Below are 22,033 nucleotides of genomic sequence, written 5' to 3'. Positions count from 1 at the left end.
ATATTATTTATATTCACTATATAAAAGTAAGTAAATAAAGTAAAGAAAAACCCCCTAACATTTTTAAAATGTTAGGAGGACTAAAATTATCCGTTATTTTCATTTTGTTGCCCGAGTTCTTTTTCTGCCAAATAAATATTTGCATCTTCTATCATGCGATGGACATTAACAGAATTACCTGAGTTAGCAGGATTTGAATTAGGAGAATGGAAATCGACAAATTCTGTAGTAATGATTCCTTTTTTAGCTTGTTTCTCTTTTTTCGTCATTTATATCACCTCCATTACGTAGGGTGAACAAAAATGAAAGATAATATAGTAACGTTTTGTAAAAAAGACGAACGAAGAGTAGGAATATGGTAAAATATGAATGGCCATTTCACCACTTCCTTTTTGTTTGGTGATGTTTTTATGTCAGAAAGAAAGTGGGTGAGAAAACGATGAAAAAAAGTATTTTATTTACGCTTATGTTAAGTACATTTGTCGTAGGAACAGTAGAGTTAATTATTGCGGGAATATTAGAACTTATCGGCCGCGACTTGGATGTATCGTTATCGTCCGTTGGGCAATTAATTACTGTTTATGCGCTTGTCGCCGCAATCGGTGGTCCTATTTTATTAACGTTTACTGCAAAAATAGAGCAAAAACGATTGTTACTTGTTTCTCTCACTATTTTTATTTTTGGTAACTTCATTGCAGCGTTTAGTTCTTCCTACGCAGTATTAATGCTTTCGCGAATCATCGTGGCATTAAGTGCTGCAGTATTCGAAATTGTCGCGTTAACGATTACTGCTCGTTTAGTACCGGAGAAATCGCGCGGGAAAATGTTAGGTTTTGTGTATTCTGGATTTAGTGCAGCGAATGTGTTTGGGGTGCCAATTGGGACAATGCTTGGAATTCGTTTTGGATGGCGAGCGACGTTTATCGCGATTGTCCTGTTAAGTATCGTTTGTTTTATTAGTATTTTACTTACCTTACCGAAACTTTCTCCTCAAGAACAAGTACCGATGAAAGAACGAATTAGCGTATTAAAAAATCCATTCGTTGTGAAGATTTTGTTACTTGGAATGTTATTGTTATCTGGTCATTATGTCGTATATGCGTACATTAGCCCTTTATTAACGACATCAGGATATACAGCAAGTACAGTAAGTTTATTTTTATTTATTTTTGGAATTGCAGGAACGATTGGAACGAGTGTAGGAGGTATTTTAACGGATCGAATTGGCGTTCAAAAAACGTTAGCCATGATGGTAATCTTGTTTATCGTATCTTTATTTAGTTTACCGTTTGTCCTTCATTCTTTTACATGGATTATCTTTGTTTCGTTCATTTGGAGTTTAACTATTTGGGGAACATCTTCTCCGATTCAATATTACTTAATTAAAGCTGCACCACAATCTGCAGATTTAGCCCTAAGTTTAAACATGTCAGCTTTAAATATTGGGATTGCACTTGGTTCACTTGTTGGTGGAGCGGTTTTATTACAATTACCGGTTACGACTGAACCGTGGATTGGTGGTTTGTTTGGAATCGTAGGATTGTTGTTGCTACTGTTATTACATAAAAGAGATGAGCAAAAAAGATAGCAAACAGAAATTTGTTTGCTATCTTTTTAAATTAAGTTAAAGGTAAATATTAATATTTTATCAAGAGATCGGTAGGATATTGCCAGCAATATATGACGTGAATAGTTATTTTTGTTTAATTTATGATGGTGGCAATCTACTTTCGGAATTCAAGTCTTTGTGTGTCATCATTGGTTCTCTTTTAATCATTTATCTGTGGAGGGAGAAGAGCCTAAAGTTTAGAAAGTAAGAAAAAAGGCGACATAGATGGATATGTTCAATAGTATTTGAAGTGACGGATAGGTAAGGCAGTTTGTGAAATAATTTGTAACTATCTACCAGGACAGTTCAATAGAAGAATAATATGGTATATTTATAAGGAAAGTCTGAAAGTAAGGAGGACATTGTGCTTCTAACTAAAAGAAAATTCCGTCCATTATTCAGTTTAGTCTTATTTATTCTTTTATTATCAGGATGTAACGGTAATGAGAAGTTAGTTATAAATCATTACTATTTATCGTTGATGGGAGAAGGTGAAACTTGGAAATTAACCGATTATGAAGTTGTGATAACACTAGAAAACTTTCTAGCTGGTAATGGAACATTATATATGAAAAATGAAAATGAATATATTGTAGACGCTTTTCATTTCGAAACCCACGCCGTTATTAATGGTGAAGATATAGTGGTGCATGCTGGTTCAGCATCTGGTGACAGAATTGATATTGCAGAGGAAACAACTGGAGCAATCGAAGGTGGACCATATTTGGATAAAAATAAAAACCCTATTACATTAAATGAAGTAAGTACTATTTATATGATTGTTGAATGGCGGGGCATAGGTAAAAGTGACAGTTTGAAAGAAAAAATGGATTTATATAACAAAGATAGAAAAGAACAAACTTTCTTGAACTAAAACGATACTGTATGAACAAAGGGAAAACCTATCAATTATGGTTTTCCCTTTGTTCTTATGCGACATCAATATTAAAATGTAACAGAGCCTTCCATTAAAATATTTTTGTTGTCCATGACTCCACATTCCAAATATCTGTTGCAATGTCTTGATAAAAATCTGGTTCGTGGCTAATAAATAAAATACTTCCTTTATATTCCTTTAACGCACGTTTTAACTCATCTTTCGCATCTACGTCTAAGTGGTTGGTTGGTTCGTCCAGTACGAGTACGTTTGTTTCGTTGTTGATTAGTTTACAAAAACGGACTTTTGCTTTTTCGCCACCGCTCAAAACAGATACTTTGCTTTCGATATGTTTCGTTGTTAATCCACATTTTGCAAGGGCAGCGCGAACTTCATATTGGGATAAACTAGGGAACTCATTCCAAATTTCTTCGATACACGTGTTGTTATTTTCCGTTTTTATTTCTTGTTCAAAATAACCGATGTGTAAATGTTCGCCGCGTTCGACGAATCCGCTAAGTGGTTTAATTTCCCCTAAAATACTTCGTAGCAATGTTGTTTTTCCAATTCCGTTAGCGCCAACAAGCGCTACTTTTTGTCCACGTTCCATTCGTAATTGTAATGGTTTGGATAACGGTTCATCATATCCAATGACAAGATCTTTTGTTTCAAAAATGAGTTTTCCAGATGTACGAGCTCCTTTAAAGTTAAACACTGGTTTTGGCTTTTCTTTTGCTAGCTCAATTACGTCCATTTTATCAAGTTTCTTTTGTCTACTCATTGCCATGTTTCGTGTCGAGACACGCGCTTTGTTACGAGCAACAAAATCTTTTAATTCGGCAATTTCTTGTTGTTGGCGTTTGTAGGCGGACTCTAATTGTTGTTTTTTCATTTCATACACGCGTAAAAAGTCATCGTAATCCCCTACATAACGATTTAATTCGCCATTTTCCATATGATAAATTAAATTAATGACACTGTTTAAAAACGGAATATCGTGAGAGATTAAAATAAAGGCATTTTCGTATTCTTGTAAATAACGTTTTAACCATTCGATATGTTGCTCGTCTAAATAGTTGGTCGGTTCATCTAGTAATAAAATATCTGGTTTTTCAAGGAGCAATTTTGCTAGCAATACTTTCGTACGTTGTCCACCGCTTAAATCATGGACGTCCCGTTCTAAACCGATATCATCAAGTCCCAAACCACGAGCAGTTTCTTCCACTTTTGCATCAATCGTATAAAAATCATTATTCGTTAATAAATCTTGAATCGTTCCGACATCGGCTAACATTTCTTCTAATTGTTCCGGTGTTGCTTCCCCCATTTTTTCATACATTTCATTCATTTCTTGTTCTAAATCAAATAAATATTGAAATGCACCTTTTAAAACATCCCGAATCATCATGCCTTTTTCTAAAACGGAATGTTGATCTAAATATCCAACACGAACTTTTTTAGACCATTCAATTTTTCCTTCATCAGGTTGTAATTTTCTCGTAATAATATTCATAAAGGTAGATTTACCTTCGCCGTTTGCGCCGATTAAACCGATATGTTCCCCTTTTAATAAACGAAAAGAAACATCTGTAAAAATTGTTCGATCGCCAAAGCCATGACTTAAATGACTGACAGTTAAAATACTCATGGTTGTTCCCCTTTTTTAAAAATGATTTAATTTTAAATTTCTGCGTATTTTTTATGAAACGATAAAAAAACATCTTCATGATATAAAAATTCCAATAGCAAGCAGACAGGATGGTATCTATGAAAAAGTTTAACACGATATTAAATATTTTATCTACTTTTAAATAGGGGTTTTATTATTTAAATAAGAAAGAAAATATTATGTCCCATTGCCTCCAATTAGTTTAGTCAATTTACTTTTCTCCAAGTGGACATGATTAGAACATAAGCTGAAACCTTGTTATATCAATGTTTATTATAAAAAAATACGAAAAATGTACTTTTAATGATTAGGTTGGAGAAAATTAGTAAAAACCTTGAAATAATAATATTTTTGAGATATTCTAAAAATATGAAGTCTTTATTTATCGGAGGTTGAACATTAACATTAGATGTATTTAAACCGTAGTCAACTGCAATTGTTTGTATTAAATGTTTTTTGTTGAACATTAACATTAGATGTATTTAAACTCACTGGTGGGACAAGCAATCCGAAAAAGTGCGGGAGTTGAACATTAACATTAGATGTATTTAAACGGCTCTGGATTCGGCTCTGAATTGTTGAACATTAACATTAGATGTATTTAAACAAAAGAAGAAGCAAAAGAAGTATCGGAACAACCAAAGTTGAACATTAACATTAGATGTATTTAAACTCCGTTAAACCTAGTAAATAATCGGTGGATGTTTCTAAGTTGAACATTAACATTAGATGTATTTAAACATTACTAGTTTACCACCTTCCAGCAAGTCTCCATCCAGTTGAACATTAACATTAGATGTATTTAAACTTATCAAATTCGGGCGTGGATTAGCGTTGTTTAAGTGTTGAACATTAACATTAGATGTATTTAAACCCAGTCAAAGCAGAAGTTATGACTGGAATCGGCTCGTTGAACATTAACATTAGATGTATTTAAACAGCACCACCTCATCATGGATATGCATAACAGTTTGGGTTGAACATTAACATTAGATGTATTTAAACAATATGTGTCGCGCGAACGTTTGAAAAACGGCACGGTTGAACATTAACATTAGATGTATTTAAACCTTGAAGACTGACTGCCATCGAATGCTGGTGGAATTGTTGAACATTAACATTAGATGTATTTAAACATTGGAACAGCCCTTCTTCCCATTGCATCCACCTCCGTTGAACATTAACATTAGATGTATTTAAACATCGCAATTCAAAAGGGTTGGGAATCTGAAATTTCGTTGAACATTAACATTAGATGTATTTAAACAGTGTTTGAGAGATTCGTCTCTTTGTTAATCTCTTGTTGAACATTAACATTAGATGTATTTAAACCTTGCCTTGCGATCATCTTCTTCTGTGACGTGCGAAGTTGAACATTAACATTAGATGTATTTAAACGCGATTGTATCGAGTTGTTCAGGTGGAAATCCCGCTGTTGAACATTAACATTAGATGTATTTAAACTAAAGTCTGCAAGTGGATAAACGTGTGTGAACCAAGTTGAACATTAACATTAGATGTATTTAAACTTTAGCCACTTGCCTTCTTTGTCTTGTTTGAACGAGGTTGAACATTAACATTAGATGTATTTAAACAGTGAAGTTTACTCGGAATGATATTTCGATTCCTTTGTTGAACATTAACATTAGATGTATTTAAACTCGATAAAGAAGTGCAAATAAACCCAGTTATCCTTACGTTGAACATTAACATTAGATGTATTTAAACTTGCTTACAGTGTAGATGGTGGCACTACACAAGTTGTGTTGAACATTAACAAAGGGAAAAATAGATTTTAACGAAAAAATAAAAGATCGATTAGAAAAAGACTACAAAGGAAAACGAAAAATACGACAAGATGCCATTCGCCATGTGGACGGGATCATTACCAGTAATGATAAATTCTTTGAAAATATGAGCGATAGCGAAATAAAAGTATTTTTTGAACATTCGCTTGAATTTATAAAAAAAGAGTATGGAGAGGAAAATTTGTTATATGCAACGATTCATTTGGATGAGAAAACACCACATATGCATTTTGGTCTTGTTCCTCTTACGAAAGATGGACGTTTGAGTGCAAAAGAGGTCCTTGGTAACAAAAGGAAATTAAGTGCCTTGCAAGACAAATACAATGCTTTTGTAAATGAAAAAGGATATGACATGGATCGTGGGGAAACTACCATTGATACAGAACGAAAACACAAAGAAATGAACGTTTATAAACAAGAAACAGAATATCATAAAAAGGAATTAGAAGAAATCCAAATGAAATTCAACGTGGAGCTTGAAAAATGGGATAAAATACAACGTTTATTTATCCAGGAAGAAAAACAATCGATTCAGCCAATTGTGATAGCAAAAGAGGAATCACCCATTCCAAAAATAGAATTAAAAGAACTACCACTTACTCCTTTACATACAGTTGAACCGGAACAAGTGGAAAAATTATAGAAATGGAAAAAAACGCTGTCAAATTATTAAAAAAACAACATGGGAGTATGAAACGAAAGGACGAAGAAATAAAAAGGCTGCATAATCTCGTAAAAATACAAAATCAAGAAGTTGATATGCGTGTAAATCAAAAATTCCATAAAGAATTGAGTGAAAAAGAACAAATAATAATTAATTTGAATCAAAAGAATGAGAAACAGAGTGAACGAATTTTGTCGCTTTTTGATGAAAACGAAAAATTAAAGAAAGAAAATACCTTTTTACATGTTTGGAAAGATAAAGCAGTTGATTTCATGAAAAAACTTAATATTTATGATAAATTTCAAAATTTAACGAAAAAAATAAATAGAAATCGTGGTAGTGGCTTTGAACGGTAAAAGGCTGCCTTAATGGCAGCCCCCCTAGCCTTTAGGCTTTGTGTTTAATAATCTAATTTCTTATAAGATTGTTATCTCTTTTTAGTTATACAGTATTTATCAACTATTATTTTGTATAGTTGCGCTTTTTCTACCGGATATTTTAGTTGAAGCATAAGTTTTTGTTAGTACTTTAGCTTTTATAGTTATAGGATTATTGCTTGTGTTGTGGGAGTGTCAATCAAGATTCTTTTTTTATTAAATTCCGTTTCTTTAAAAAGAAAATCATACAAAGCAAAGCAATAAGATTAATTATAACTCCAACCTTATTTCCCATTGTAAGTAAACCAGTACCAATCAATACTAAAAGTATTAATAAGATATTAGTTAACATTTTCATTATTATTCACTCCTTTACATAGTTAAAGGCTCATCCCGAAAACTTAAATTACCATATATAGTTATATCCGTTTCAACTTGTTCTAATCTATCATTTACTTGATTTCTTAATTTTTCTAATACTGCGTTTATTTCTTTTATTTGTTCAGATGTTAATACTTGTACTTCTTCTTTTTCAGCTGTAGATGCGATTAAATTAAATGGCTCAAATGATAATAATGAAAAAAATTTCAACAATAGCTAATACAATACTTAAAGAAAACTTTTTCATTTTCAATTTCTCCATTTTATAGGATATTATGTTAATATGTATTATCAACAGTAACACAATATTTTAAATATTAAAACTATTTTTTCTAAAAAGGGTGGATAATTCAAATGATAGAAGAACTACAAACATTTATTTTTACACTTCTTATAATGCTAATTTTTAATTTTATTGGACAAAAAATCATTGTTAATTCCAATAAAATTAATATGAAAAAATTTTTTTTAATTACCTTAATTCAATCAATTATTATTTCACTATTGTTTATATATTTTTTATAGTAATAATACAAATCAATGTACTTCGCTTCATCTTAACGTGTCGTAGCATCCTTCTTATCCAACCTAATTTCTTCCAAAAAAAGATAAAAAACACTTTTTTAAGTACTTTTTATCTTTCCATACTTCTATTTATTTCACGACGCTTTTCAATTTTATTTAAACGTTCAAGTTCACGCTTTAAATCGCTTTTAACAGATTCAAGCTCTTTTTCATGATATTTAGTTTGATTTTTAAACTCGTTTGTCTCTAAATGCTTACGTTTTGACACAAGAGACGACTCTCCACGCTGCAAATTATAATCACGCTCATTCAAGTAGTCGTTAAATTTGTCTTGTAAAGATGATAAGCGCTTTTTGTTTCCAATCACTTCTTTTGCAGATAGACGACCATCTTCTGTCAGTGGAACAAAACCAAAGTGTATATGAGGAGTTTTTTCATCAAGATGAACAGTCGCATACACGATATTTTCTTTACCAAATTCTTGTTTAACAAATTCAAGTCCATGTTCAAATAAATCTTTTTGTTCTAATTCGTTTAGCTCATCAAAGAATTTATTGTCACTTGTAATAATTCCATCAACTAATTTTATTGCATCACTTCTGATTTTTCTTTTACCAGTGTAACCATTTTTTAATCTCTCTTTGATTTATCTATGTCTTTATTAGCGTAATTTTTCGTTTCACGCTGAACATGTTTTTGTATACCTGTGACATCTGAATTTGTTTTTATACGCTCTACTCTTAATATCGAATGACTCATAAATATTTCACTTGCACTTCATCTTTTGATCTAATTGTATCATTTATGATGCTAGACTAAAAAGTAGACACAGATTGTTATAATAAATATATCAACTATAACGAGGTGTGTCTGTATAGCAAGAGGTAAACGATACGATGAGACATTTAAAATTGAAACAGTAAAGTACATCAGTGAAAATCATAAGTCTGTAGCTCAAGTGGCTAGAGAAATGGGGGTAAATGAAAATACTGTACACAACTGGATCAAAAAGTATGGTCAACAACCAGAGATTAAAGCAGTTCAAACTTTCTCTTCGGCAGAGGCTGAGTTAAAGGCTCTACAGAAGGAAATTCGTGATCTTAAGGAGGAGAATGAAATCCTAAAAAAGGCGATGCACTACTTCGCGAAAAGCCCTCGGTAAAGTATGAATTCATTCATACAAATAGCTCCCAATTCCGAGTGGAGAAGATGTGCAAAGTCCTGGGAGTTTCCAAAAGTGGTTACTTCAAATGGTTAAATCGACCAAAAAGTGACCGACAGAAACAACATGAGAAATTATCACAAGAGATTTTAAAGACCCACCTAGAATTCAACCAGCGTTATGGGAGTGTAAAAATCGCTAAAATGCTGAATAAACGTGGTGTCAAAGGAAGCGAGCGAACCGTTTCACGTATTATGACAAAGAATGATTGGAAGTCTTGTACAGTCAAAAAATATAAGGCTACGACTAACTCAAAACATAAACATCCAGTAAGTGAAAATATCTTAGATCGACAATTTAAAGCTAGCAAACCAAATCAGCTTTGGGTAACGGATATCACGTATATTCCGACCAATGAGGGCTGGTTGTATTTGGCGAGCGTGATGGATTTATACTCACGTAAGATCGTTGGCTGGGCCATGGATAAGACGATGACAAAAGAATTGGTGATCTCTGCTTTAACGATGGCTTACAAGCGTCAGAATCCAGGGAAAGGTGTTATGCACCACTCCGATAGAGGTGTTCAATATGCCTCTAAGGAATATCAGAATCTATTAAATAAGTACCAGATGATCGGTAGCATGAGCCGAAAAGGAAACTGTTACGACAACGCTTGTATGGAATCCTTTCACGGTATTCTTAAACGTGAACTGGTTTATCAAACGAAATTTAAAACAAGAGAAGAAGCGAAGAAATCGTTGTTCGAATACATCGAGTTCTTCTACAACTCAAAGCGTATTCATTCAACGTTGGGGTATTGTACGCCGAATGAATTTGAGCGAATGTATAGAAATTTCACAGCTTGATTTTATCAAGGCCACCAAGCGTAAGCGCGGTAGAAAAATCTGTGTCTATTTTCTTGACGTAGTATCAAATTTATAAAGGGATTATCTTTGGACAAGGGGAATTTTAGATGTATTTAAACGAGTATGCGGATGGTTCCATCATAGGGGTTTATGATGGTTGAACATTAACATTAGATGTATTTAAACTTCATTACTTTCTCATCCAATCACAAAATCCATTTTATCGAATATTAACATTTTTTTGTATGGATAAAGAGTACGTATAAGTATAAGGGGGAAACGAGAGATAGAGATTTATTACGCAGGGGAATTAGGTGTGGTTGAACACATATGAAAGTACGTTGAAAGATGAAAAGGAACTAGAAAAACGAGAGGATTTCGTACTCATATTTTAACAACTAGTAGTTTATTCAAAAGAATAAATGTTGTGCTAAAATCTACGAGTGGATTAGAAGAGATAAAATCAAACTAAAGACATATTTCTTTTTAAATGAAAAAAGAGAGAATCATTGGCGTGAGAAGGCACCGAAGTAATAGTGAGAGAGTGAAGCAAGGTATGATTGATGGGACAATGGGAGAAGTAATATAACCTTTTATATGGATCGAAATAGAAGTAATGGGGTAGCACATATTCAAAAAGTCTATTTGTATGTCAGAATATTTTGTCAAAAAATCCGTCCATCTATTGTGGGGAAATAGGGAGATTTCTCAGTTTATACGGTTACTCATCAGTAATAGGAGAATTGTCAAAACTAATTCATCTATAATCAAGCCCTTTGTATTAGGGTAAAAAGGCTAGGAATGCAAATTAAATCCTAGAATACAGAAAAAATATAAAGATAGAGTAATGGGAATATTGTTGTAATAACAAAATCGAGAACAATTTGATACATATTACTAAAAAGAGAAATTTCTATAAAGAATTTTTTTTGGTATAATGAAGGATACGCATCTTTTGAAAAAAGGAAAGATGGTTTAATAGAAAAATGTTTGTTGATTATCGATATGCAAAAAGATTTATTAGTGAACGAACCAACCACGTGGTAAAGCAGGTGCGTCAATGATTAGAAAAAGATTTTTTCGTGTATTTTAGCAATAAAATTTATTAATCTCGACAATAGTCTTTATTACCATTTTCTTTGTTGACACTACCTCTTCACTTACTTATTTAGAAGAAAATAACATACATGAAGTATATTTGCTACGTATGAATATGGATTGTCCTGTGTTAAAAACAACGGGGGATTTATTTGAGAGACAGGAGTTAGGTCTATTGTTCTTCTATGGCGGTGTGGAAAGTCACGATGCTGCTGTACGTGTATTACAATGATTAATCGGAAAAGACAATGTATGGTTGTCTAAAATAGAAGAAAAGTGTGAAAGATGAAAGATAGAATAGTTCCATTAGCAGCGGATTAATGGATGGAAGAATATTATTATCGAACGAGGAAAGGAAAAAGTATGCAGATTGTAAAAGAAATCATCCAAAACAATTTTAAGACAGTAACGTTTATGCGAGGATATCAATATTATGTCCAACAACGAGTGAGTTCTTTTTGGTATAACGAGCGGCAACGAGCCATTAATGCATATGTAGAAGGAACGTACACATATGAAGTGGTGATTGATGTAAACCACCCGTATACTCATAACGAATGTAGTTGCCAAGCATTTGCAGAAAATGGGGAATGCAAGCATGTGGTAGCGGTGTTACTAGAATTATCCGATCGACGGTTGTCTATTGGTGGTCGGGGGATGGGGCGATATGAATCTGCCAATCAATTATTGCAAACTTTTTCTAGCATTTTATCTTCCGAGGAACAAAAAAAGAGTGAACAACAATTAGTTCTACAGACAGAGTTTCTTTTTTCGTTTAATTCATATAATGATCAATTAGAAGTAGAAATGAAAGTAGGCCCAAAACGAACATACGTCGTCAAAAAGATGAATGAATTTTTAAATCACGTAGAAGAAGGGCTGTCTTATAAGTTCGGTAAAAACTTTATTTATTCTCCACAAGAGCACGTTTTTTCTCCGGAAGATCAAGAAATGGTTCACATTTTGCAGGAAATTGTAAAAAATAATGATTTGTATAAAATGATGTACTATCAATCTTATACGAGAACACCAGAAAGTCGTGCATTAGTCATTCCACCATTTTATGCAGAAAAAATTCTCGAATTAATAGAGAAAAATGGGTACCCTGTAACGGTGAATCAAATAACGTTCCGTCCATTACAAATTGTACGGTATGAATTACCGATTTCCTTTTTATTAAGCAAACAGGATCAAGACTTTTCCCTAGATTTTCGGGAATTTCAAAAATCTTATTATTTTGAATGGTACGGATGGTTGTTTTATGAAGATAAATTAATTGTACTATCAAAAGAACAGCAATTGTTAATTCGTGAGTTAACGGACTTTATGGAACGGATGAGACAAGCGCAAGTGATTATTCCAAAACAACAAGTAGAAGGGTTTTTAACAGATGTGTTTCCTGTTCTTGAAAAGCTTGGAGATGTACACATTGATAAAGATATTAAAGAAAATATCGTCCAACATCCATTAAAACCAAAAATGTGGATTGATCAAACAGATGAACAAGTGTCCGTCCATGTGGAATTTCATTATGGTGATACGATTATCCAGCCTTTTGCAGAACAAGAAAAAAAGGATGGACCTATTTTACTTCGAGACGGGGAAAAAGAACGAGAAATTATGAATATAATCGAACAATCGCCATTAAAGTTTAATGGGCATTCGTTATTTTTAGATTCAGAAGATGCGATGTATGAATTTTTTTATCATGTCATTCCACAATTAGAAAAAGTCGTTGATATTTATACAACGGAACATATTAATCAATGGATGGATGATGAATTAGTTAGTATGAAAACGGAAGTAGCACTTTCTAGTGAACATGACTGGTTAGAAGTGTCGTTTGAGCTAGAAGGAATTGAAGAAACGCAAATTCAAGAGATTTTAGCCTCGATTCAAGAAAAGAAAAAATATTATCGTTTACCAAGCGGTGTTTTTGTATCATTAGAAAATGAATCGATGCAACAAGTGGGTCGTCTGATGGAAGAAGTAGGTGTGAAGCCTAGTGACTTTGATGAAAGATGGCACATTCCAATGTACCGGGCGCATCAAGTAGAACAAGCACTCGGAGAAGTCGAAAATCTTCGATACAGTCGAGATTTTCGTGAATTTCTATATGCATTAAAAAATAGCGAACAGCTTGATTTTCTGTATCCAAAAACATTGCAAGCGGATTTGCGCGATTATCAAAAAGAAGGCTTTCAATGGTTAAAAATGCTTGGGTATTACCGGCTAGGCGGGATTCTAGCAGATGACATGGGTCTTGGGAAAACGTTACAAAGTATTTCTTATTTATTGTCTGAAAAAGAAGAAGGCCATTTAACCAATCCTGCTCTCGTTGTTTGTCCAGCTTCTCTTATTTATAACTGGTACGAAGAATTGAAAAAATTTGCCCCATCATTACGTGTGTATGTCATTTTTGGTACACCGACTGAACGAAAACAGATGATGGAGGATGCAAAAGAAGTAGATGTATGGATTACTTCTTATCCAACGTTACGACAAGATGAGGAAATGTATCAGTCCTACGAATTTTCTAATCTTATATTAGATGAAGCGCAAGCAATCAAAAACAGTCGTTCTAAAACAGCAAAAACCATTTATACGGTGAAAGCAGCGCGACGTTTCGCTTTAAGTGGTACACCGATTGAAAATACACTTGACGAATTATGGTCTATTTTCCGGGCAATATTACCTGGATTTTTCCCTGATTTATCGACATTTCGTCAATTAGATCATGAAAAAATAGCGCGGATGATTCGACCATTTTTATTAAGAAGATTAAAACAAGACGTATTAAAAGAGCTTCCAGAAAAAATTGAAACGATTTATTATTCGGAATTAACGAAAGAACAAAAGAAAATCTATATGGCATATTTAGAAAAAATTCAAGGTGAAACAAAAGCCTCTTTACAAGCACAAGGATTTCAAAAAAGTCGAATGCAAATTTTAGCTGGGTTAACGAGACTACGTCAATTATGTTGTCATCCATCGTTGTTCGTTGAAAATTTTGAGGGCGAGTCTGGTAAGCTTGAACAATTAATGGAACTTAGTAAACAAGCGATAGAAAATGGAAAAAGATTGCTTGTTTTTTCTCAGTTTACGAGCATGCTTCAAGTTATTCGAGAAACGTTAGAGAAAGAAAATATCTCGTATTTTTATTTAGATGGTCAAACGAAATCAAGAGAGAGAGTGGAAATGGCGACTCGTTTTAATGCGGGAGAAAAAGAAATCTTTTTAATTTCGTTAAAAGCAGGTGGAACGGGACTGAATTTAACCGGTGCTGATACGGTTATTTTATATGATTTATGGTGGAATCCAGCATCCGAAGAGCAAGCAGCCGGACGTGCGCATCGAATGGGACAAAAAAATGTCGTTCAAGTCATTCGATTAATTGCTTCTGGTACGATTGAAGAAAAAATTTATGAATTACAGCAAAGTAAAAAAGCATTGATTGAAAAAGTGATTGCACCAGGGGAAGAAATGGTCACATCATTAACAGAAAAAGAAATGCTTGAACTGTTAGATTTAACATTATAATAATAAAAAAGTTCCTATATTATTTGATGATATAGGAACTTTTTTATGTACACAGAAGGTTGATTTTTTAAAAAGTAAAAGCAAGAAGAAATAGAGGAATAAAAATAAGTATAAAGAAATAGTTAAAATACTTTTAGTTCCTTATTTTCCTAATAAAATACACAAAAGTGATACAAAAGAAATAGATAATATCCAATAAAAACCTATTTATTCATGTTAAATCCTAGTATTTTAAAGTGCATTACTTGTTTTTTTGATTTAGTCACGATAGAGTAATAGAGTAGGGACTTCATGTGTATAGTTATCGTAATAAAATAATGGTTGGAAATTACTCTTTAAAGGTAAGATAAATAAACGTATCGAGAAAATTGGGAAGGTACCAAACATGTAAAGGTTAATCCCATTTTTGAAGATGAATGATGTGAACAAACTATACCTCCATTCCGCTACTGTTACAACCAACCGTGTTAACCTTTCAAATGAACTTCTATTTTACTCTCATTGATCGATCATGATCACCTATCTATTTTCTGCTAACAGGTACAACTTTTCCATTTAAAAATACGTTTGTTTATGAGATATTTCCACACCTGTAAAAAATGGCGGATAAACGTCCCGCTTATTTGTTATGCAAAAAAGGTATACAACCAATTTAAAGGAGGAGCTTTTTCGATGAACAAGTGGAGAAAAAGTGTCATCGTTTTGTTTGCTCTAGTCTTAACATTTAGTCTAGCAGCATGTGGTTCAAACGATGCGAAAAAAGGAAAGAAAACAATTGTTTTTGCGGATGCAGGATGGGACAGCTTAAAGTTTCATAATAGTGTTGCACAATTTATTTTAGAAAACGGCTATGGATATAAAACAGATATAATGACTGGTTCTACACCTGCATCTATGCAAGGATTACAAACAGGTGATATGGACGTCCTAATGGAAGTATGGACAGACAATGTGGTTGATTCTTATCAACCTGCATTAGATAGCGGGAAAGTGGTCGAAGTAGGAACTAACTTTGAAGATAATAAACAAGGATTATACGTACCTACTTATGTCATTGAAGGGGATAAAGAACGTGGAATTGAAGCAATGGCCCCTGATTTAAAAACAGTACAAGATTTAGAAAAATATCCTGAACTATTTCAAGACCCAGAAGATGACAAGAAAGGCCGTATTGTTGGTGCGATTCCTGGATGGGCAGTAGAAAGCATTTTAACAGAAAAAATTGAAACGTACGGCTTAGATAAAACATATAATATTTTCCGTCCTGGTTCTGATTCTGCTTTGTCTAGCTCACTCGTTAGTGCGTATGAAAAAGGAGAGCCTTGGGTTGGGTACTACTGGGAGCCAACTTGGATCATGGGAAAATATGATATGACGTTACTAGAAGAACCTGCTTACAATAAAAAAGAGTGGGAAGACGGATACAAAACAGCATTTCCACCGGTAAAAGTAACGATTGCGATGAATAAAGAAACGAAAGAAAACAATCCAGAAGTGACGGCATTTTTGGGAAAATATCATACAACAACAGATATTGCGAATGAAGCGTTAGCATATATGCAAAAAAATGACGCTTCTCCAGATGAAGCAGCCCAATTTTTCTTAAGAGAACAGGAAGATGTATGGACAAAATGGGTTTCAGAAGAGGTTGCAGCGAAAGTGAAAGAAAAATTAGCAAAGTAATAGCTGGACATATGTCCAACTATTACCCCTTCTAAACTAGAATGATAGGAGTGAATGAACAGTTGCAGGTGTAAGCGATGCAACGAGATGCTTATGATGAATTTTCCGGATATACGGTGGGATTTAGGAAAGTATGTCGATCAAATTACACGTTGGTTTACGACAAACTTTCAAAGTGGACTTGATTCTTTTTCAGATAATATTTTGTGGATTATGACAATTATTGAGAATGTATTAATGTGGATTCCTTGGTGGGCTTTTTTGCTACTTATTTTTTTCTTAGGAGCACGTTATAAAAGTGTAACGTCAGGCATTTTATATGCATTTTTATTGTTTATTATTGGTACGTTTGGCTATTGGGACTTAATGATGTACACCTTAACGATTGTCATTGTTTCGGTCGTCATTTCCATTATTATTGGTGTGCCAACGGGTATTTTAATGGCCTACAGTAAACGATTTGAAGCGATTATGCGTCCTATTTTAGATGCGATGCAAACATTACCGAGTTTCGTTTACTTAATTCCTGCAATGATGTTTTTTGGATTAGGGAAAGTGCCAGCTGTGTTTGCAACCATTATTTATGCGATTCCACCTGTTACTCGTTTAACGAACTTAGCTATTCAAGAAGTATCAAAAGACATGGTAGAAGCAGCGCAATCTTTTGGTTCATCGACATGGCAAGTGTTAAAAAATGTACAGTTACCACAAGCTGTGCCAACAATCATGACAGGAATTAACCAAACGACGATGATGGCGTTATCGATGGTAGTAGTGGCTTCGATGGTTGGGGCGAAAGGGCTTGGATACGAAGTGTTGCAATCGATTAACCGGATTGATATCGCAACAGGTTTTGAAGCGGGTATTGCGATTGTCTTTTTAGCCATTATAATGGACCGCATCTCTCAAGGTATTGTAGATAAATCACAATCAAAACGGAAAAATGCGTAACGATAATGGAAAGGAGACACATCACACATTATGACAGTGAAAGTAAAGGTAAACCATTTAACTAAAATATTTGGGAAGCATCCTAAGTCCATCATAAAAAAAGTAGAACAGGGTGTTTCAAAAAAAGAAATTTTGGAGAAAACTGGACATACGGTTGGGATTTACGATGCGAATTTTGATGTAAAAGATGGTGAGATTTTCGTTGTTATGGGGTTATCAGGAAGCGGAAAATCAACGTTAATTCGCTGTTTAAATTTATTAAATAAACCGACTGCTGGTGAAATTATTATGGATGGAGAAGACATTACGAAATACAGTAAAAAAGAATTACAAGCATTTCGCAAAAATAAAATTGCGATGGTGTTCCAACATTTCGGTATTTTTTCTCACCGAACGGTACTGGAAAATGTGGCGTACGGGCTTGAGATTAAAGGAGTACCGAAAGAAGAACGAGAAAAAATTGCGATGGAATATATTGAAACAGTTGGACTAGAAGGATTTGAACAGCAAATGCCTGATCAATTATCGGGTGGAATGAAGCAACGTGTAGGTATTGCTCGCGCACTTGCAAATGACCCTGACATTTTATTGATGGACGAACCGTTTAGCGCACTGGACCCACTTATTCGTCGTGAAATGCACGTAGAATTATTGGAGATTCAATTGAAATTAAAGAAAACGATTATTTTTATTACCCATGACGTCAATGAAGCGTTTAAACTGGGGGATCGTGTTGCTGTGATGAAAGACGGGAAAATTGTTCAAATTGGCACACCAGAAGAGATTTTAGAAAATCCAGTGAATGAATATATCGAAGACTTTGTAAAGGATATTGACCGTTCTAAAGTATTGCAAGCAAAACATATTATGATGAAACCAGACCCTGTCGCATATATGAAAGACGGGTTACGCTTAGTCATCAATAAAATGAGAGACCAAGGTATTTCTAGTATTTATGTCGTCGATTCCGAACGAAAGTTGCATGGAATTTTAACGATTGATGCGGCAATCCAAGCGGTAAAGAGCGGGAAGAAGATACAGGATATTTTACAGCAAGATTTTGAAACAGCAACGCCAGATACGTTTATTCAAGAGTTAATTCCGCAAGCAACGGAAACGAAATATCCGATTGCAATTATAGATGAAAACGAACAACTAGTTGGATTAGTCGTTCGGGTGTCTGTATTATCAGGATTAATCTAATAGGAACCATATTATCTATGGATAATATGGTTTTTTGTTTTTTAATATGACGTTTGTCACTTTTATTGATGACATACGTTTCTATCCATTCTTTTCCTTTCCTTATATAGTTGTAATAACAACAATAAAGGAGAGAAAAACATGGCGATTTTAGAGTTAACTAATATAACAAAGACGTTCGCCCAAAAAACAGTGGTGAACGATGTTTCTTTTTCGATTGGAGAAGGAGAGATTGTGGCATTATTAGGGCCAAATGGTGCGGGAAAAACAACGATGATTTTAATGATACTAGGATTGCTTTCTCCGACAAGCGGGACGATTACCATTTTCGGAGAACGACCTGGTCATAGAAAAGTGCGCCAAAAAACTGGAGTGATGTTACAAGAAGTAACAGTGGTAGATGAATTACAAGTAGAGGAAATCATTCGCATGTTTTGTTCCTACTATGAATACCCTTATTCAGTAGAAGAATTGCTCGTTATTAGTAACCTTGAAAGCGAACGTAAAAAAATAGCAACGACGTTATCTGGAGGACAGATGCGACGGTTAAACTTTGCCTTGGCGCTTGCTGGGAATCCATCATTCGTCTTTTTAGATGAACCGACTGTAGGAATGGACTCCATGTCACGAAAATATTTTTGGCAAGCGATGCAAAAGATTGCGGCAAAAGGAACAACGATAGTATTTACCACTCATTATTTAGAAGAAGCTGATCAATTTGCAGAACGGATTCTTTTAATGAATAAAGGAAAAGTCGTTGCAGATGCTCATCCTAAAAAGTTAAAAGAGATTATGTCTTATCAAACGGTATCCTTTTTTTCTGAACAACGAGAGAAAATAAGGGAATGGAACCGATTACCGTTTGTAAAGAGTGTGACAGTACAAAATGAGCGATTTCATATCCAAACGATGAATGCTGATATGCTTATAAAATATATGTTTGAACGAAATGTACCATTTTATCATTTGCTTATTTCCGATTGTTCGTTAGAAGAAGTATTTGAGACCGTTATGTCGAAGGAGGATGTATAGCAGAATGAAAGCCTTATGGATGCAAACTTATATGGAAACGATTCGAATTATTCGTAGTAAAACATTTTTGTTTGCTGCTTTATTCTTCCCGATTATGTTTTATTATATTTTTACAAATGTAGTATCTACACCTGTAATGAATGATAAAACATGGCATGCGCAATATTTAATGTCGATGACTGTTTTTAGTATTATGGGCTCATCGTTAAACTTTTTAGGCATTCGTTTAGTGCATGAACGAGCACAAGGATGGCCGAAATTAATGAGTACAACACCATTACCGAAAGGTGTGTATGTAGTAGCTAAAATGATAGCACAATCTTTCGTCCATCTTTTATCCATTATTGTTATTTTCTTAGCAGGATATGGGATAAATGAAGTGGAATTATCAGCTGAAATATGGGTTTTATGTGGCTTGTGGGTACTATTTGCAGCTATTCCTTTCTTAATGCTTGGTACGTTAATTGGTAGAATGAAACGAACTGATTCCGCCACTGCTGTTTCGAATATTTTATACTTTGGATTAGCAATTGTTGGTGGTCTATGGGTTCCAATAGAAGCTTTACCAGAGAAGATGCAAAAAATAGGGGAATGGTTGCCATCTTATTGGTACGGAGAAGGTGCTTGGTTATTAACAGTGAATGAATACCCAGATATACGGGTATATATGATATTATTTGGTTACTTTATTATTTTTTTTATTCTTTCTCTTTTTATAGGGAGGAAACAAGGGGTCTTGTAAATGAACCGAAAGTTTAAATTTCAACTTTTTCCTAATGAAGCAGGAATATGGGCGTATATCTATTTGCTTTACTTAGCCATCCCGATTTATTGTTTGAAATTTTATTCTATACCTTATCAAATTATTGGTATTTTTTTATTTGGTATTTTCCTTATTTCTTATCGAGAATTATATTTTGGGAATCGCCATTTTACGTTTTGGTTACTCGTTCAAATAGCCATTACTTTTTTTCTTAGTATACAATATCATCCCTTTTATTTATTTCTCGGTTTTTTTCCAGCAAATTTTATTGGATTATATCCTACGAGTTTGATGTTTTACAGTTTATTAGTAGTATTAATGGTTAGTGAATTAATCCCCTTTATTTTAAAATTTCAATGGCTAATACAAGTATATCCAGCTGAATTAATAATTGTTTTTCCCGTTTTATTTTTAGTCATGTTTATTACTCCATTTGGATTACGAACGATGCGAAAACAACAAGATTTAAAAAAACAATTAAATAATGCGAATGAACAAATTCATGAATTAATTAAACAAGAAGAAAGGGCGCGTATTTCTCGCGATTTACACGATACGTTAGGGCATACATTATCGCTCATTACTTTAAAAGGCCAAGTGGTAGAGCGACTTATTTTTAAAGATCCGGAACGGGTGGAAAAAGAAGCAAAAGAAATTACGCAAACAGCAAGAACTGCTTTAAATCAAGTGAGGGAATTAATTACGACAATGCGCCCTATTTTGCTAGAAGAAGAAATAAATCACGTACAAATTATGCTAGACACTGCAAACATTACCTATGCTGTACAGACAAAAGTATCGATGGAAAATATACCGCAATTTATTCAAAATATTTTGAGTATGTGTTTAAAAGAAGCTGTGACAAATATCGTGAAACATAGCGGAGCAAACCATTGTATCATTACGTTAACAGAAGAAAAAGTAAATTGGTTGTTACAAATAAAAGATAATGGAAGTGGAATCCCACCAGTAATTGAAAATGGATATGGGCTAAAAGGAATGGTCGAACGAACTTCTTTTGTAAATGGAACGGTGGGGTGGAGAAATGAACAAGGAGCTTGTATTACAATCTCTATTCCTAATATTATTACAGGATGAAAGGAAAATAAATGATACGAATAGTAATAGCGGAAGATCAAGGCATGCTTCTAGGAGCGCTTGGAATGTTACTAGATTTAGAGGAAGATATTTCAGTTGTTGGAAAAGCGACGAATGGGGAAGTTGCCTTAGCTCTTATTGAAAAACTACAACCAGATGTCGTGTTGTTAGACATTGAAATGCCATTAAAAAGTGGGCTTGATGTGGCAGAACAAGTAAAACAAAAAAATGTAAAAACCAAAGTAATGATTGTCACCACGTTTGCTCGGCCAGGCTATTTCGAACGAGCCATGAAAGCTGGTGTATCTGGTTATGTACTAAAGGATAGTCCCATTGAAACATTAACAGGCATGATTCGTGACGTCATGAAAGGAAAACAAGCTATTTCCCCAGAGTTAGCGATTGATTTATTTTATCAAAAAAGCCCATTAACAAATCGAGAAAAAGACCTTCTCCTTTTAATTGAACAAGGAAAAACATCAAAGGAAATTGCTGAGGCCTTATTTTTATCAGAAGGAACCGTTAGGAACTACACATCAAGAATCTTAGAAAAACTGTATGCACACAACCGAACAGAGGCAGTAAAAATTGCGAAAGAAAAAGGGTATATTTAAAGAAAACAGCCGGCTCAAGTGACATTGAGCCGGCTGTTAGTGTTTAGAGGGAATAAGTGAAAGAAAGGGTTACGAATTGCTCGCTCCTTTATTTAGTTAGTGAAAATTATCTC

General features: G+C 33.9%; 17 protein-coding genes, 1 pseudogene and 1 CRISPR repeat array. Of the genes and pseudogenes, 13 read left to right on the top strand and 5 right to left on the bottom strand.

Features of this window, described 5'->3' with window-relative positions:
• Window positions 1–86: 86 nt before the first annotated feature.
• Window positions 87–269 (bottom strand): hypothetical protein, encoded by a 183-nt coding sequence (locus BN1372_RS01445; protein ID WP_062197121.1) that lies wholly within the window; start codon window positions 267–269, stop codon window positions 87–89.
• A gap of 170 nt (window positions 270–439) precedes the next feature.
• Between BN1372_RS01445 and BN1372_RS01440 the strand changes: the two genes are divergently transcribed.
• Both BN1372_RS01440 and BN1372_RS01435 read left to right on the top strand, forming a co-directional pair.
• A complete protein-coding gene (locus tag BN1372_RS01440) occupies window positions 440–1,588 on the top strand; it encodes an MFS transporter (RefSeq protein WP_062197120.1) in 1,149 nt (382 codons plus the stop codon).
• Between the two features lie 385 nt (window positions 1,589–1,973).
• Complete coding sequence (locus BN1372_RS01435; protein WP_062197119.1) at window positions 1,974–2,483, top strand: hypothetical protein; 510 nt, start codon at window positions 1,974–1,976, stop codon at window positions 2,481–2,483.
• Window positions 2,484–2,577: 94 nt separating this feature from the next.
• Here BN1372_RS01435 and BN1372_RS01430 read toward each other — a convergent pair whose 3' ends face one another.
• Window positions 2,578–4,134, bottom strand: a complete 1,557-nt coding sequence (locus BN1372_RS01430; protein WP_062197118.1) for an ABC-F family ATP-binding cassette domain-containing protein — start codon at window positions 4,132–4,134, stop codon at window positions 2,578–2,580.
• 412 nt (window positions 4,135–4,546) lie between these two features.
• Window positions 4,547–5,883: direct repeats of the CRISPR family, unit length 30 nt; unit sequence GTTGAACATTAACATTAGATGTATTTAAAC.
• Between the two features lie 60 nt (window positions 5,884–5,943).
• Here BN1372_RS01430 and mobV (BN1372_RS14450) point away from each other — a divergent pair.
• Both mobV (BN1372_RS14450) and BN1372_RS01420 read left to right on the top strand, forming a co-directional pair.
• Window positions 5,944–6,606: a MobV family relaxase gene (gene mobV, locus BN1372_RS14450; protein ID WP_082418906.1), complete on the top strand. Its 663-nt coding sequence runs from the start codon at window positions 5,944–5,946 to the stop codon at window positions 6,604–6,606.
• Window positions 6,607–6,653: 47 nt separating this feature from the next.
• Window positions 6,654–6,983: a hypothetical protein gene (locus BN1372_RS01420; protein ID WP_147515315.1), complete on the top strand. Its 330-nt coding sequence runs from the start codon at window positions 6,654–6,656 to the stop codon at window positions 6,981–6,983.
• Between the two features lie 220 nt (window positions 6,984–7,203).
• On the opposite strand, the gene BN1372_RS15090 is transcribed toward BN1372_RS01420, so the two are convergent.
• The 3 genes and pseudogenes from BN1372_RS15090 to mobV (BN1372_RS01410) form a co-directional block, all read right to left on the bottom strand.
• Window positions 7,204–7,362 carry a hypothetical protein gene (locus BN1372_RS15090; RefSeq protein WP_154662967.1) on the bottom strand — a complete coding sequence of 53 codons (159 nt, stop codon included), beginning with the start codon at window positions 7,360–7,362 and terminating at the stop codon, window positions 7,204–7,206.
• A gap of 14 nt (window positions 7,363–7,376) precedes the next feature.
• Window positions 7,377–7,598: a hypothetical protein gene (locus BN1372_RS01415; RefSeq protein ID WP_147515314.1), complete on the bottom strand. Its 222-nt coding sequence runs from the start codon at window positions 7,596–7,598 to the stop codon at window positions 7,377–7,379.
• Between the two features lie 421 nt (window positions 7,599–8,019).
• A pseudogene (mobV, locus tag BN1372_RS01410) lies at window positions 8,020–8,669 on the bottom strand (MobV family relaxase).
• 115 nt (window positions 8,670–8,784) lie between these two features.
• On the opposite strand from mobV (BN1372_RS01410), the gene BN1372_RS01400 reads away from it, so the two are divergent.
• The 9 genes from BN1372_RS01400 to BN1372_RS01360 all read left to right on the top strand — a co-directional run bounded on the left by BN1372_RS01400 (window position 8,785) and on the right by BN1372_RS01360 (window position 21,920).
• Window positions 8,785–9,938 (top strand): IS3 family transposase gene (locus BN1372_RS01400; protein WP_147515313.1). Its coding sequence is split into 2 segments (ribosomal slippage): window positions 8,785–9,040 and window positions 9,040–9,938, totalling 1,155 coding nucleotides; the frame shifts between segments, so codons are not numbered across the junction.
• Between the two features lie 1,422 nt (window positions 9,939–11,360).
• Window positions 11,361–14,576: a DEAD/DEAH box helicase gene (locus BN1372_RS01395; protein ID WP_147515312.1), complete on the top strand. Its 3,216-nt coding sequence runs from the start codon at window positions 11,361–11,363 to the stop codon at window positions 14,574–14,576.
• Window positions 14,577–15,248: 672 nt separating this feature from the next.
• Complete coding sequence (locus BN1372_RS01390; RefSeq protein WP_062197113.1) at window positions 15,249–16,259, top strand: ABC transporter substrate-binding protein; 1,011 nt, start codon at window positions 15,249–15,251, stop codon at window positions 16,257–16,259.
• Between the two features lie 96 nt (window positions 16,260–16,355).
• Window positions 16,356–17,210, top strand: a complete 855-nt coding sequence (locus tag BN1372_RS01385; protein ID WP_325062674.1) for an ABC transporter permease — start codon at window positions 16,356–16,358, stop codon at window positions 17,208–17,210.
• Window positions 17,211–17,240: 30 nt separating this feature from the next.
• Window positions 17,241–18,413, top strand: coding sequence for a quaternary amine ABC transporter ATP-binding protein (locus BN1372_RS01380; RefSeq protein ID WP_062197112.1), 1,173 nt, complete (start codon window positions 17,241–17,243; stop codon window positions 18,411–18,413).
• A gap of 141 nt (window positions 18,414–18,554) precedes the next feature.
• Window positions 18,555–19,445 (top strand): ABC transporter ATP-binding protein, encoded by an 891-nt coding sequence (locus BN1372_RS01375; protein WP_062197111.1) that lies wholly within the window; start codon window positions 18,555–18,557, stop codon window positions 19,443–19,445.
• 4 nt (window positions 19,446–19,449) lie between these two features.
• Window positions 19,450–20,187 (top strand): ABC transporter permease, encoded by a 738-nt coding sequence (locus BN1372_RS01370; protein WP_062197110.1) that lies wholly within the window; start codon window positions 19,450–19,452, stop codon window positions 20,185–20,187.
• The gene (locus tag BN1372_RS01365) at window positions 20,188–21,306 is read left to right on the top strand and encodes a sensor histidine kinase (protein ID WP_062197109.1); all 1,119 of its coding nucleotides are present in this window, start codon (window positions 20,188–20,190) and stop codon (window positions 21,304–21,306) included. It abuts the gene before it with no gap.
• Window positions 21,307–21,317: 11 nt separating this feature from the next.
• Window positions 21,318–21,920, top strand: a complete 603-nt coding sequence (locus tag BN1372_RS01360) for a response regulator transcription factor (RefSeq protein WP_062197108.1) — start codon at window positions 21,318–21,320, stop codon at window positions 21,918–21,920.
• Window positions 21,921–22,033 lie beyond the last annotated feature (113 nt).

Source organism: Massilibacterium senegalense (genome assembly GCF_001375675.1).
Taxonomy (GTDB): Bacteria; Bacillota; Bacilli; order Bacillales; family Massilibacteriaceae; genus Massilibacterium; species Massilibacterium senegalense.
Note: the sequence above shows the minus strand (reverse complement) of the source record. Positions and strands in the feature narration are given on the sequence as shown.

Bases quoted from the DNA above. Each gene is read 5' to 3' on its own strand.
- BN1372_RS01385 (WP_325062674.1), top strand. From the start codon at position 16,356: ATGAATTTTCCGGATATACGGTGGGATTTAGGAAAGTATGTCGATCAA.
- BN1372_RS15090 (WP_154662967.1), bottom strand. From the start codon at position 7,362: ATGAAAATGTTAACTAATATCTTATTAATACTTTTAGTATTGATTGGT.
- BN1372_RS01420 (WP_147515315.1), top strand. From the start codon at position 6,654: ATGAAACGAAAGGACGAAGAAATAAAAAGGCTGCATAATCTCGTAAAA.
- BN1372_RS01370 (WP_062197110.1), top strand. From the start codon at position 19,450: ATGAAAGCCTTATGGATGCAAACTTATATGGAAACGATTCGAATTATT.
- BN1372_RS01375 (WP_062197111.1), top strand. From the start codon at position 18,555: ATGGCGATTTTAGAGTTAACTAATATAACAAAGACGTTCGCCCAAAAA.
- BN1372_RS01365 (WP_062197109.1), top strand. From the start codon at position 20,188: ATGAACCGAAAGTTTAAATTTCAACTTTTTCCTAATGAAGCAGGAATA.
- BN1372_RS01395 (WP_147515312.1), top strand. From the start codon at position 11,361: ATGGAAGAATATTATTATCGAACGAGGAAAGGAAAAAGTATGCAGATT.
- BN1372_RS01360 (WP_062197108.1), top strand. From the start codon at position 21,318: ATGATACGAATAGTAATAGCGGAAGATCAAGGCATGCTTCTAGGAGCG.
- BN1372_RS01440 (WP_062197120.1), top strand. From the start codon at position 440: ATGAAAAAAAGTATTTTATTTACGCTTATGTTAAGTACATTTGTCGTA.
- BN1372_RS01445 (WP_062197121.1), bottom strand. From the start codon at position 269: ATGACGAAAAAAGAGAAACAAGCTAAAAAAGGAATCATTACTACAGAA.
- BN1372_RS01380 (WP_062197112.1), top strand. From the start codon at position 17,241: ATGACAGTGAAAGTAAAGGTAAACCATTTAACTAAAATATTTGGGAAG.
- BN1372_RS01390 (WP_062197113.1), top strand. From the start codon at position 15,249: ATGAACAAGTGGAGAAAAAGTGTCATCGTTTTGTTTGCTCTAGTCTTA.
- BN1372_RS01430 (WP_062197118.1), bottom strand. From the start codon at position 4,134: ATGAGTATTTTAACTGTCAGTCATTTAAGTCATGGCTTTGGCGATCGA.